Annotated in this window: 11 protein-coding genes; 4 read left to right on the top strand and 7 right to left on the bottom strand. The window is 54.7% G+C overall.

What is annotated here, in order from left to right; genetic code table 11:
* Positions 1-34: 34 nt before the first annotated feature.
* The 5 genes from BJP08_RS04090 to lexA form a co-directional block, all read right to left on the bottom strand.
* Complete coding sequence (locus BJP08_RS04090) at positions 35-304, bottom strand: HPr family phosphocarrier protein (protein WP_071566173.1); 270 nt, start codon at positions 302-304, stop codon at positions 35-37.
* Positions 305-371: 67 nt separating this feature from the next.
* A complete protein-coding gene (locus BJP08_RS04085) occupies positions 372-2432 on the bottom strand; it encodes a fructose-specific PTS transporter subunit EIIC (protein ID WP_071568385.1) in 2061 nt (686 codons plus the stop codon).
* Positions 2433-2454: 22 nt separating this feature from the next.
* Complete coding sequence (locus BJP08_RS04080; RefSeq protein ID WP_071568384.1) at positions 2455-3423, bottom strand: 1-phosphofructokinase family hexose kinase; 969 nt, start codon at positions 3421-3423, stop codon at positions 2455-2457.
* A 158-nt stretch (positions 3424-3581) separates the two neighbouring features.
* Positions 3582-4367, bottom strand: coding sequence for a DeoR/GlpR family DNA-binding transcription regulator (locus BJP08_RS04075; protein WP_071568383.1), 786 nt, complete (start codon positions 4365-4367; stop codon positions 3582-3584).
* A 139-nt stretch (positions 4368-4506) separates the two neighbouring features.
* Positions 4507-5190 carry a transcriptional repressor LexA gene (lexA, locus tag BJP08_RS04070; RefSeq protein WP_071568382.1) on the bottom strand — a complete coding sequence of 228 codons (684 nt, stop codon included), beginning with the start codon at positions 5188-5190 and terminating at the stop codon, positions 4507-4509.
* 204 nt (positions 5191-5394) lie between these two features.
* On the opposite strand from lexA, the gene BJP08_RS11385 reads away from it, so the two are divergent.
* Both BJP08_RS11385 and nrdR read left to right on the top strand, forming a co-directional pair.
* Positions 5395-5787 carry a hypothetical protein gene (locus tag BJP08_RS11385; protein WP_143110005.1) on the top strand — a complete coding sequence of 131 codons (393 nt, stop codon included), beginning with the start codon at positions 5395-5397 and terminating at the stop codon, positions 5785-5787.
* Positions 5788-5835: 48 nt separating this feature from the next.
* Positions 5836-6297, top strand: coding sequence for a transcriptional regulator NrdR (nrdR, locus tag BJP08_RS04060; protein ID WP_071568380.1), 462 nt, complete (start codon positions 5836-5838; stop codon positions 6295-6297).
* Between the two features lie 15 nt (positions 6298-6312).
* Here nrdR and hrpA read toward each other — a convergent pair whose 3' ends face one another.
* Together hrpA and BJP08_RS04050 are read right to left on the bottom strand one after the other, a co-directional pair.
* The gene (gene hrpA / locus BJP08_RS04055; protein ID WP_071568379.1) at positions 6313-10218 is read right to left on the bottom strand and encodes an ATP-dependent RNA helicase HrpA; all 3906 of its coding nucleotides are present in this window, start codon (positions 10216-10218) and stop codon (positions 6313-6315) included.
* Between the two features lie 15 nt (positions 10219-10233).
* Positions 10234-11190, bottom strand: a complete 957-nt coding sequence (locus tag BJP08_RS04050; RefSeq protein WP_071568590.1) for a hydrogen peroxide-inducible genes activator — start codon at positions 11188-11190, stop codon at positions 10234-10236.
* A gap of 136 nt (positions 11191-11326) precedes the next feature.
* On the opposite strand from BJP08_RS04050, the gene BJP08_RS04045 reads away from it, so the two are divergent.
* Entirely contained in the window at positions 11327-11923 is a 597-nt protein-coding gene (locus BJP08_RS04045) for a peroxiredoxin (RefSeq protein ID WP_071568378.1), read from the top strand.
* 76 nt (positions 11924-11999) lie between these two features.
* Positions 12000-12524, top strand: coding sequence for a carboxymuconolactone decarboxylase family protein (locus BJP08_RS04040; protein WP_071568377.1), 525 nt, complete (start codon positions 12000-12002; stop codon positions 12522-12524).
* Positions 12525-12546 lie beyond the last annotated feature (22 nt).

Genomic DNA, 12546 nt, shown 5'->3' with positions numbered 1-12546 from the left:
TCAGGTACAGCGCTCGGGCTTTTTGTTGCGATTGTTACTCTTCGTCGAGGTTCTTCTCGATCAGCGCAGCAATCTTCTCAACAGCGTCGCTGTTGTCCGATGTAACGGTGACTTCGTCACCAAATTCAGCGCCCATCGCCATGATCATCAGCGAAGAAGCAGCGTCGGTCTCTTCCTCATCCTCATCACCAACGAGGGTCAGGATGATCTCGTCATCGTATTCGCCTGCTGCGTCGGAAATAATGGTTGCGGGGCGTGCGTGCAGTCCAACGGTGGATCCGACTTTCACTGTCTTTGAAGCCATGTGCTTCATCCTTTCTGTTTTGAAAGTATCTATCGAGTTTCGGTATTCAGTTTAGGTTCCTGTGCCCTTAGTTCGCCACCGCTGCGGTTTCTGCCTGCGCGGAGGCCTCGGCTGCAGCCTTCTGGATCTCCTCGTTCGGCCAGAATTGCTTAGCGAGGATAACTGCCAGCGTCGCGACGGCCACACCGGCAATTAGCGCGATGAACAATCCCCACCAAGGATCGTAGGCGAAGAGGACGAAGAGACCACCGTGTGGAGCCTGGACACCCACATTGAGTGCCATGCTGATCGCGCCAGCCGTAGCACCACCGAGCATCATCGATGGAATCACGCGGAATGGGTCGGCGGCTGCAAACGGTATAGCACCTTCGCTGACAAAGGACAGGCCGAGAAGCCATGCGGACTTGCCGTTCTCTTGCTCTGCCGGAGTGAACAGTCCCTTACGCAAGAAGGTTGCGATCGACAGCGCGATCGGCGGAACCATCCCAGCAATCATTACTGCTGCCATGATCTCGAAGCTTGCCTCGGTACCGGCAGACAGTCCGGCGGTGCCGAAGAGGTACGCCGCCTTGTTGACCGGTCCTCCGAGATCGAAGCACATCATGAGACCGATGATGACGCCGAGCAGGACTGCGGAGGACCCGCTCATTGACTCAAGCCAGCCCTGCAGACCCAGCATGAGCGACTCGAGTGGACGCCCCAACAGCAGGAACATAATGAGGCCGATAGTAAGAGAGGTCAGCAGTGGGATGATGACCACCGGCATCAGGGAACCGAGCCAGCGTGGCACCTTCCACGTTTGAATCCAGTACGCGATGAGACCCGCAAGCAAACCAGTGACAAGGCCACCGATAAAGCCGGCGCCGACCATGACAGAAATAGCTCCGCCAATAAATCCTGGCGCGATGCCGGGTCGCCCTGCGAGGCCGTAACCGATGTAGCCGGAGAGCGCCGCGACGACGAATCCCATGCCCATCTGGCCAGTAGCGAACATGACAGCGCCGAGGTACAGCAGCCAACCAGAACGTTGGAACGTCATCATTTCGCCGTCAACGTCGATGCTATGACCCGGCAAGTGGGCGGGGGAGAAGTTTGTGACAAGGGTCTGCCAACCATTCGCCATGTCGTAGCCGCCGAAGAGGAACCCAAGCGCAAGGAGCAGGCCACCCGCTGCTACGAACGGCACCATGTAAGAGACACCAGTCATCACAGCCTGCTGAATTTTCTTCGGCCAGGTCTCACCAGAGGAAGCGGAGTCCTCTCGCTGCTCTGAACCCGCGGTTGTCACCCGTGGGGCGTTTGGATCCTTCGCAGCAGCGATGGCCTCATCGATCATTTTGTTCGGTTCGTTGATGCCACGCTTCACCGGACTATCGACGACCGGCTTGCCAGCAAAACGCGCCTTGTTACGAACTGCTACATCGTGGGCGAAAATGACAGCGTCAGCACTGTCGATGTAGGCCTGATCCAGTGGATCACCGCCAGTGGAGCCCTGCGGCTCTACCTGGAACTCGACGTCATCGCGGGCCTGCGCAGCTTGTGCCAACGCATCGGCTGCCATGTACGTGTGCGCAATACCAGTCGCGCACGAGGTAACCGCGGCGATTCTCAACTTTTTCGCCCCGTCTGATTTGCTTGCCGGGGCAGGCGCAGGAGCGGCTTTCTTTTTCGGCGCTGCATTCACGACGCCCAGGACTGCATCGACAACGGTTTGTTCGTCCTTGGCCTCGCGAAGCTTCGTGACAAAGTCACCGCGGACCAGCGCACGAGCGAGTTTCGACAGAATCTTCAAGTGCGCCTTGCCGCCCCCTTCAGGAGCAGCAATCAAAAACACTAGCTCTGCGTCGCCATCTGGCCCAGAGAAATCAACCGGGCGCTGCAGCCTGGCAAACACCAGAGTAGGAACCTCGACTGCTTCGGTGCGGCAGTGAGGAATTGCAACTCTGCCGTTTACGCCGGTGCCGGCCTTTTGTTCGCGGGCGAAGGCGGCGTCGGCAAGCTTCGTGCTGTCGCTCGCGCGTCCAGCATCCTGGGCTTGTTGGGCGAGGTGCTCAATGACCTCTCGTGGTGTTGACCCGTAGTCAACATCGAGACTAACGAGTTGTGGAGTGATGATGTTCTCACTCATGGTGGACTCCTGTTCTCTTAAATTATGAATCGATTGCGACAACCCGGGTCTGTGCCAGGTTGATATCGTCTGGGCTTGGGATGCCTGTGCCAGGCAAACCGGCTGCAGCTGATCCGTACGCAACGGCGGTGCGGAGACATTGATCGAACGCCAAACCCTGGGTACGGGCCATGATGTAACCAGCGAGCGAACTATCACCAGCGCCGACGGTAGATTTGACGTCAGTTGGTGGGGGAGTTGCTGCCCATGCCGAATCTGCAGTGACGAGGCAGGCGCCGGCACCTCCGAGTGTAACGAGGATTTCCTTTGCACCTCGACGGATGAGTGTCTTCGCGGCTTCGATGATCTCTGTGTAGTTTCCGTTTGCAGCGCTGGACTCGAGAGCATTACCGTCGGCGCCAACCAGCTGAGCAAGCTCAAAGGCATTGGGTTTTAAAACATCAGGTGCCGCAGATTCAAGCTGTTGTCCTAGCTTGACGAGCGGCTCGTCAGAAGTATCGACGGCGACCAGCACGTGTTCATCAAGCCTCGAGCGGAGTTCGCGCGTGAGCGTCGCGTAAAGGTCTGTCGGCGCTCCACTTGGCAATGATCCGGCCATGACGACGGCCTTGCATTGGCTGCTATGCGCGTCGATAGTCTCGAGAAACTCGCGCTGGATATCGGGGGTGTATTCGGGCCCGGGTTCATTGACTTTGGTCGTCGTTCCGTCGGACTCTGTAATCGCGGTGTTAGTACGAATCGTCCCCTCGACAGGAATCGTTACGATTGGAAGACCAAGTCGGTCAGCAGCCAGCTTGAACGGGTCATTATCTCCGCAGGGGACTACTGCAAGGGTAGGCTGTCCAGCTTTTGCGACAGCATGGGCAACGTTGACCCCTTTGCCTCCTGCCTCGCGTGTAGCTGATATTGCTCGTGCGACTTCGCCTCGACGCAAAGTTTCGACAGAAAGCGTGGCGTCTGTACTGGGATTCGGAGTAAACGTCAGAATCATATGGCGCATCCTTAGAGTGATTGGTGCTCTGTGAGGTAGCGCCTACCGAATGTCTGTTGTGCAGCTGCAGTCTCGAAAAGCGCTACTAACAACATAATGCCCGAGTGTGTCTGGTTTTGCAATAAAACGGACACAATCGGACATTATTGTGTTTGGTTTCACTCTTCAGCGAGGACTACGTGGATGCCGCGTTCGCGAAGTTCGTTGACGAAACTTTCTGGAGCATCCGTATCGGTGACAACAACATCAATAGCATCGAGCGGAGCGAAACTGACTAAGTAGTCATTTCCGAGTTTGGTGGAATCGCAGAGCACAACTACTTTGCGCGCGTTGGTCACCATTGAGGACTTGACCGCGGCCTCTTGGGCGTCGGCGGTAGAAAGCCCGTGATCGATGGTGAGCGCATTCGTGCCTATAAACGCGACATCGGCACGCATGAGCGCCAGAGTGCGAAGTGCCGTATCTCCTACGACGGCTTGTGTAATTGCGCGAACCGTTCCTCCGAGCAGCTGGACATCGTTCAGCCCGCAGGAGGAGAGATCTAGGGCAATGGGAAGGGAGTTGGTAACGATAGACCAATGCTGGGTTTTTCCTGCTGCTGCTATGAGTTCGGCAAGGCCGTTGGTCGTTGTTCCAGCGTCGAGAAACACACCGGCCCCGGGATCGTCTGGGAGAAATTGCATCGCAGCCCGTGCAATCGCAGATTTAGCTGTGGGTGCGGACCGAAAGCGGGCATCAAGGGAAAACTCGGTAGTGAGAAACGACTGACTCGCGACGGCACCACCGTGAACGCGGTGCACGATTCCCTCATCATGAAGGATCGCTAGGTCTCGCCGGATGGTTTCAGCAGTTACATCAAAACGCTCGGCTAGTTCGGTGACGTTCACGCGCCCTTCTACTGCGGTCAGTGACGCGATCTGCCTTCTTCTCTCTTCGGCGTACATACAGCTCCTCCGTGGGACCACCACGAACCAGTGAAAATAAACAATTGTAGGTTGCCCCTATTGTTGCAAAACCGTGCGCCCGAATGTTTTTACATGTGTTTGGTCGCCCCCGGTTGGGGGGCGATATGGCGAACGTAAGCTACAGGGTACGGAAAACTGACACGACTTTGCCCATGATTTCGGCGTCGTTGCCTTGAATCGGCGAGAAAGCATCGTTATGTGGGATAAGCCAGACTCCAGAGGAATCCTTATGGAATTCCTTGACGGTTGCTTCGCCGTCAATGAGGGCGGCTACGAATTCGCCCTCCTCGGCAACGTGCTGGGATCGGATGACGACCCAGTCGCCGTTGAGGATGCCGGCATCGCGCATTGATTCGCCGACGACCTGAAGCATGAAGAGATCCCCATTATCGAGTAGCTCTTCAGGAAGCGGATAATAGTGTTCAATGTTTTCCTCCGCCAAGATGGGGGAGCCGGCTGCAATCTGGCCAAGGACCGGGATCATCCGAGCGGGGGAGGCGCCATCAAGTTCCGAACCTCCCTTGGTGGAGACGGTGCCCCCCATTGATTCGGGCAAATGCCGTAGGTCCACGGCACGAGGTTTGTTCGGGTCGCGGCGAAGGAAACCCTTCTTTTCGAGCTCTTTCAACTGATATGCCACAGATGATGTGGATTGGAGCCCAGCTGCATCGCCGATCTCGCGAATGCTAGGTGGGTAGCCACGTAGCACGACGGCATCGCGAATTACCTGAAGAATTCGCTTTTGCCGGTCCGAAAGAACGCTCATGTCGAACTTTTCGCCGCTGCTGTTTTTCCGTGCCATAGGTCCTCACTTTGTGTCTCGTTGTTGCTACATATAAAGAATATAGCAAAGAGGGCAAATGTGTTCGATAACAAGGGGTGTTGTGGGGAGTCGATATGGGATGGTATAAATCGAACATAGAGACTGATTCGAACACACGCACTAAATATATTGCTATGTCGCAGGGCTGAATCGGTATATATGCTGCAAGAAAAGGAGTAACTCGTGAACGCGATCAAACAGACGAAAATGAATTCTATCTTTGGTGGCAAAGGAGGGGCGGCCCTCGCTCCTGAAGCGACGATGCCTGCCGAAGTCTGGGATGTTGGCCCTGACCAGGTTGGTAGTGGCAGTTTGCCGCTACGGCGTTGGCAAGTTCAGGAGCATAATCTTCGTTGCTACCGAGAAACCTTTGACGATCCCCGAACCGTGGATGCGTCATCCAGTCACCCCCAAGATCAGAGAGCAAGTGTTCTAATGGGTGCGCTTCTTGGACTGACGATGTTTGTTGCTGTACTTATTTCGGGAGATTTCGGCGAGAGCGATTGGAACCCAGCACAAGGAAGTAATTCGGATATTGCTCTTAGTTATGAAGACGCTTCTGCGTCCCAACGCTAAGTCGCTAGAGTAAGGGGGGTAACTGTTCTTCGAAACTTTGGGGTGTAGATGTTCTGTCCGTTTTGCCATCACGAGCAATCAAGAGTCACGGATTCTCGCGTTGTTGATGGAGGCTCCGCTATCCGGCGCCGACGAGAGTGCACATCGTGTGGCGGCCGTTTTACAACAGTTGAGAAAGCAATACTGACTGTGGTGAAGCGTAACGGCGTCATTGAGCCTTTTGACAAAGAAAAGCTTATCGTCGGAGTTCGACGGGCCTGCCAAGGTAGAAATGTTAGCGACGACGCGTTGAAGCGACTTGCGCAACAGGTAGAAGAGACCGTCCGCGCACAAGGAAGTTCGCAGGTTGCGGCGAATGACATTGGTTTGGCCGTGCTAGAACCGTTGCGCGCACTTGACGAGGTGGCTTACCTGCGTTTTGCCTCTGTATACAAGTCGTTTGAAAGTGCTGAAGACTTCCAGTCCGAAATCCGCTTGATGAAACGCCGTGAGCGAGAAGGATTGGACTAACGCGCGTCCCATTCATTAGCGCAGTTTATCCACCATCTTTTCAATCCGTCGCACGCTCACTGGCTTTTGTGTGCCCAGGTGCTGTGCAAACAGGCTGACCCGCAACTCCTGAATCCGCCACATTACGTCTTTATAAGCGCGCGTTTTTCTCCGATTAGCTGGAAGCCGGTCCATGTGTTGCTCAAGATAGTTCCTCGCATTCGCCACTTCCGACTGACGCTCCTCGTCGCGCTCCGGTTCCGTTTCTAAGTGCTCAAGTCGAACGCGGATTGCTTCGATATAGCGGGGAAGGTGTTGAAGATTCTGCATCCCATGGACAGTGATGGCGTTCTGCGGAAGCATGAATGCCAACTGCTGTCGTATATCGTCTATTGCTGGGCCTTCCCAACCGCTTAACTCTTGCACGACATTCGAATACGCCGCGAGGCCTGGTGCAATTGAGACAATTGCCCTCCGGACTGCACCGGGAATAGTCGGTTTTATTGTGTCGCAAAGCTCTGCGAATAACTCGGGAGTTCTTACTGGCCCACCGGCATGAATCATTGCATCACGGATGGCTGCGACTCGCGCATCTTCGACGAGTCCAGCTGCTCCACCATGTGGGTACCTGTCTACCGCAACGCGCTGTTGGAGCGGAAGACCCTTTGTCATCTGAGACGCGGAAACCTCGATGGAACGCAGCAGTAACGTAAGTGTTGCGGTCATCATTGATGCATCCGCGCTTGCTCGTGTCGGGTGGACCGCAACGCGAACACCACCGGGAGCAGCTTCGAGCGCTGGGTAGGCTTCTACCTTGTTTCCATCAATAATTGTGGTTGTAGTTTCCGGAATAGTGCCAAGCGTGTCCGTGCTCCATTCAGCAACAACTGCTGTTTCGGAATGACGGCTAGCCTTCGCGACCGACGATCGTATTTGTGGGGCCCGGCGCTTCTTCAACGCGAGTAGGCTCTTGTCGGCGTCGACAATTTTACCGCGCTTATCAATGGCAGCGAATGTTACTGCTAAATGGGGAGGAAGGAGCTGAGTCCGAAAGTCGCTTCCGCTGATGCCACTGGCTCCTATGTCAGTGAGCGCATGAGCGAGTGCTTCTGTCACCGGGGTGTGGGGGTCAAACGTCATGCGTTCAAATGCTCGATCTGCGAAATCGGGGACGGGAACGACGCTCTTTCGCAGTGGTTTTGGAAGTGACCGGATGAGCTCAGTCAGTAGCTCCTTGCGCAGCCCAGGGACGAGCCAATCGAAACCTTCTGCTTCTACGCTGGCGAGCAAGGGTAGCGGGATTGCAATAGTGACCCCGTCGTAGGTATTTCCAGGTTCGAACTTGTAGGAAACGTTGAACTGCATCGAACCTTGCGTCCAAGAGGTCGGAAAGTCCTCTGCGGTGATGTTTTGCGCTGAATCGTCGACGAGCTTGTTCGGGTCGAAATGTAAGTACTCTGGGTCATCGCGTCGCTGCTTTTTCCACCAATTGTCAAAGCTAATGGCAGTAGTTACAGAGCTTGGTAGTTTTGTGTCGTAAAACTCGTAGAGCGTATCTTCATCTACAACAATGCCCCTTCGACGGAGCTTCTCCTCAACTTCTGCTGCTTCACTAAGTAGTGAATCGTTGTGTTCGAGGAACCTATGCGTCCGCGTCCAGTCACCCTCGATGAGAGCATGGCGAATAAACATTTCGCGTGCCGCGGCTGGGTCCACATGATGGTACGAGACAAGTCGGTCTCGAATGATCGGGATCCCGTACAACAACGACTTCTGATGCACCATCGCGCACGCACGTTTACGCGACCAAAATGGCTCGGAATTCACGTGCTTGAGAAGCGACCCAGCGGCGTGCTCAATCCACGAGGGCTCGATTTTTGCCACATCTCTAGCCCAGAGGCGGGAAGTTTCAACGAGTTCGCTCGCCATCAGGAACTCCGGAGGTGTCTTTGCTAAAGAGGACCCTGGGAAGATCATGAACTGGGTGCCACGGGCCCCTTGGTATTCTTTGCTGTTTCCGTTGCGGGCACCCACGTTTGAAAGCAGACCGGTAAGTAAAGCTCGGTGTATGGAGTCAGCGTCACGCTTGGTGGTTGTCTCATTGCCAACGTCCCAGCCAAGTTTACGTTCGACGTCGCGAAGCTGGCGTACCAGGTCGTGCCACTCCCGAATTCGCATGTAATGCAGGTACTCCCGCTTCATGCGCTTCCTGAACTGATTTCCTGATAGCTCTTCGCGAAGTCCTCCCACGTAGTCCCAGAGCTTGAGCGCAGAGAGGAAATCAGAGGTTTTATCCTTGAAGCGGGCATGCGCCTGATCTGCCTGTGCTTGAAAATCGAGTGGGCGTTCACGCACATCTTGAATCGACATATGGGCTACGACTGCCGTGACATCACCGAGTACACGGTAACGTTCAGCCTCGACGAGCATACGAGCCATCTTTGGATCAACCGGGATCTTTGCAAGAGTATGGCCAATCCTCGTAAGTTTCGGCAGCTCGTCCTTTGGCAGCGCCTTGATTGCTCCGAGCTCGTGCAAGAGTACAAGACCATCCCGTACCGCTTTATCGTCTGGGGACTCTACAAACGGGAAGTGACGCATGTCCCCGAGGTTGAGGGAAATCATCTGCAAAATGACGCTTGCCAGGTTAGTCCGCAAAATTTCTGGATCCGTAAACTCTGGTCGAGCTTCAAAGTTTTCCGCGGAATATAAACGGATAGCGATGCCGTCTGCGACACGCCCACAGCGTCCTGACCGCTGATTTGCTGAAGCCTGCGACACCTCCTCAATGGGGAGACGCTGAACTTTCGTACGCGTGGAATACCGTGAGACGCGAGCAAGACCAGTGTCCACAACGTAGTGAATTCCCGGGACTGTCAGGGACGTTTCCGCAATGTTGGTTGAAAGGACAATCCTTCGCCCGCTGTGGGGAGAAAAGACGCGATGTTGCTCAGTATTTGAAAGGCGCCCAAAAAGTGGAGCGACTTCTACGTTTTTCCAATGCTGTTTTTCGATGGCCTCGATGCAATCCCGAATGTCTCGTTCTGACGCGAAAAAGCACAGAATGTCACCATCGCCCTCAGCCATCAGCTCCTTGATCGCGTTGACTACGCCATCGATCATATCGACGTCGATCTCACGACCTCCGACATTGCTGACGAGCGGTCGATACCGAACTTCGACGGGGTAGGTGCGGCCGGATACCTCAATGACGGGCGCCGGATTACCGTCACTGTCGCAGAAATGCCGAGCGAAGCGTTCAACGTCGATTGTGGCTGATGTAATAATGACTTTAAGATCGGGACGCTTGGGGAGGAGCTGCTTCAGGTATCCCAGCAGGAAGTCAATGTTGAGGGATCGCTCATGTGCCTCGTCGATGATGATGGTGTCGTATGCGTTGAGGAACCGGTCGCGCTGAATTTCAGTAAGCAGGATTCCATCGGTCATCAACTTCACTGAAGTAGTGGGGCTGACCTTGTCATCGAATCGAATGGCGTAGCCTACTGACTCCCCGATGCTTTGGCCAAGCTCCTCTGCGATGCGTTCGGCGACTGTTCGAGCAGCGAGGCGCCGCGGTTGTGTATGAGCTATGCGTCCTCGTCGACCGCGCCCGAGTTCGAGCAACATCTTTGGTATTTGGGTGGTTTTACCGGAACCAGTTTCACCGGCAATCACGGTAACTTGGTGATGTGCAACAGCTTCTAAGATGTCATCCTTGCGAAGTGAAGCGGGAAGCGCTTCGGGGTACTCGATGCTAGGAATCTGCTTGTTTCTCGCACGAACGGTGTCAATACTGCGAGCAATTGCTTCCTCGATTTTGCTTAATTCCGAGGCGTTTTTCGCTTGGCGGATTCGTCGACGAAGGCGCCGTACATCGCGGAGTTCAACGCTGTCGAGTTGGCGGAAGAGGTCGTTCTTAGTTGTTTGATCCTGATGCTTCATAGTTAGCGTTACAGTCTAGCGGGACAATATCGCATCACTAGTTTTCGCTACCTCTTTGTACGCCTTCTTGCATAGGTCACCGAGTTCTTCGAATTCATGCAGGCGGGAAGAAGACGATCGATAGACTAAGCCGATCGTGCGTTTTGCATCTACGCTCTTCTGGAACGTTGACAGTCCCAAACCAGGGCGGGTGCATTCAGCGGCAATGGCCGACTTGGGAACAAGCGTTGACCCGAGCCCAGCCACGACGAGCTGCATGATTGTAGTGAGCGACGCCGCGCGCGTGTCGGATTGGTGTGGGCTAGTAGGTGTCGTTTGGACGTTCTTGCAAAGATCAACGATTTGGTCTCGCAGGCAGTGGCCGTCGTCGAGAAGCAGTAAGTCGAGCTCTTCTAGGGCGTCAAGGGTCAGGTTTTTACGCCCCGACAGGTTGTGGTTCTTGTTCGTTACAACGATGAACTCTTCGTCGTAAAGTTCGATTTCACTTACTCCAGGTGCATGGGTGGGTAGGGCGAGTAGGGCCACATCGACGTTGCCGTCGCGGAGTTTTGCGAGCAGATGCTTCGTGGGCTCTTCGATAATTCGTGGAGCTAGGTCAGGGAACTCGCTCTGCAGGAGGTGTAGGAGGGTAGGCAAAATGTACGGCGCGATAGTAGGAATGATGCCTATGTTCAGTGGGCCGGACAGTACCCCGTGGGCGCCACGTGCGTGTGCGACGAAAGAGTCCGCTGCTTCGAGCGTTGCCTTTGCGTAGGGGAGCAGCGCCTCTCCAGTTGGGGTAACGATGACTTTTCGCGTCGACCGTTCGATGAGCTGGATGCCTAAACCAGCCTCAAGTGCCACTAATGCCTGCGATAAAGACGGCTGGGAAATGTTGAGTTTGCTCGCGGCAGTGCCGAAGTGTCGGTTTTCGGCGATGGTGACAAATGTACGGAGCTGAGCCAGGGTCGGTTTATATTCTTTATTGTTCATTCTTATAACCATACTTCATCGTAATAGGTTTTGCTGTTGAAATTAGCCGGTGTTTCTGGCACAATGTGCATCAGAGTGCGAGCGATTGCATTCCAAGACCGTATTTCTACGACATCTCACATTCGGAGGTTAAGCTATGGCAATTCTGACTGTAGGCGAGCGTTTCCCTGAGTTCGATCTGGTTGCGCTGAAAGGTGGCGACCTTCATGAGGTCGACGCGACTAGCCCAGAGGACTACTTCGAGAACGTATCCCTGGAGAAGTACGAGGGTAAGTGGAAGGTCGTCTTCTTCTATCCCAAGGACTTCACGTTCGTCTGCCCAACCGAGATTGCTGCGTTCGGCAAGCTGAACGAAGAGTTTGAAGATCGTGATACGCAGGTTCTCGGTGGCTCCACCGACAACGAGTACTCCCACTTCAACTGGCGTGCAACGCACCCAGAGCTGAAGACCGTGCCGTTCCCGATGTTCGCTGATGTCCGCCACGACCTGATCCGCGCGCTGGGCGTCGAGAACGAGGCTGGTGTCGCAGACCGTGCAACGTTCATTATCGACCCAGACGGCATCATTCAGTTTGTGTCTGTTACCCCAGATGCTGTCGGCCGTAACGTAGAAGAAGTCCTTCGTGTTCTGGACGCGCTCCAGTCCGAGGAAGTTTGTGCTTGCGACTGGCAGAAGAACGACCCAACTAAGAACATTGACAAGTTGGCCGTTGTGCAGGAATCCCTGAAGTAAATGCACCCCGAATCCCCGTCACTGGTTTCAATACGACGTGGCGGGGATTTATTCATAAACGATTGAGAGGAAACACATGTCGATTGAGAATCTACGCAATGCACTGCCCGAATACGCAAAAGACCAGAAGCTGAATCTTGGCTCCCTGACGCGTTCGACCGAGCTCAACGAGCAGCAGCTCTGGGGCACCCTCGTAGCATCCGCGGCAGCGACGAAGAACGCGACCGTCATCTCTGAAATTACTGATGAAGCGAAAGAGCACCTGTCTGAAGAGGCTCTCGACGCCGCCTTCGGTGCTGCGACAGTTATGGCGATGAACAACGTTGCCTACCGTGCGAAGGGTTGGCTCGGCGATGACTTTGCGCAGGTTAAGTTTGGGCTTCGCATGAACATTATCTCGAAGCCGGGCGTCGAAAAGGCCGATTTCGAGCTTTGGTCACTTGCTGTTTCGGCAATCAACGGTTGTGAGCATTGTGCTGTTGCACACTCCAATGTCGTGCGCGAAGAAGGCCTGACGAAGGAGCAGGTCTGGGAAGCGGTAAAGGTCGCAGCAGTTGTCCAGGCAATCGCACAGACCGTAGAAGTGGAAGACGCACGCTAACTGCGACTGCTTCTTCACTACA

Source organism: Corynebacterium sp. NML140438 (assembly GCF_001875725.1).
Classification (GTDB): Bacteria; Actinomycetota; Actinomycetes; order Mycobacteriales; family Mycobacteriaceae; genus Corynebacterium.
This window is presented reverse-complemented; position numbering and strand designations above follow the sequence as displayed.

Coding starts and splice junctions, on each gene's coding strand:
- BJP08_RS04090 (WP_071566173.1), bottom strand. CDS start 304: ATGGCTTCAAAGACAGTGAAAGTCGGATCCACCGTTGGACTGCACGCA.
- BJP08_RS04085 (WP_071568385.1), bottom strand. CDS start 2,432: ATGAGTGAGAACATCATCACTCCACAACTCGTTAGTCTCGATGTTGAC.
- BJP08_RS04080 (WP_071568384.1), bottom strand. CDS start 3,423: ATGATTCTGACGTTTACTCCGAATCCCAGTACAGACGCCACGCTTTCT.
- BJP08_RS04075 (WP_071568383.1), bottom strand. CDS start 4,367: ATGTACGCCGAAGAGAGAAGAAGGCAGATCGCGTCACTGACCGCAGTA.
- lexA (WP_071568382.1), bottom strand. CDS start 5,190: ATGGCACGGAAAAACAGCAGCGGCGAAAAGTTCGACATGAGCGTTCTT.
- nrdR (WP_071568380.1), top strand. CDS start 5,836: ATGTTCTGTCCGTTTTGCCATCACGAGCAATCAAGAGTCACGGATTCT.
- hrpA (WP_071568379.1), bottom strand. CDS start 10,218: ATGAAGCATCAGGATCAAACAACTAAGAACGACCTCTTCCGCCAACTC.
- BJP08_RS04050 (WP_071568590.1), bottom strand. CDS start 11,190: ATGAACAATAAAGAATATAAACCGACCCTGGCTCAGCTCCGTACATTT.
- BJP08_RS04045 (WP_071568378.1), top strand. CDS start 11,327: ATGGCAATTCTGACTGTAGGCGAGCGTTTCCCTGAGTTCGATCTGGTT.
- BJP08_RS04040 (WP_071568377.1), top strand. CDS start 12,000: ATGTCGATTGAGAATCTACGCAATGCACTGCCCGAATACGCAAAAGAC.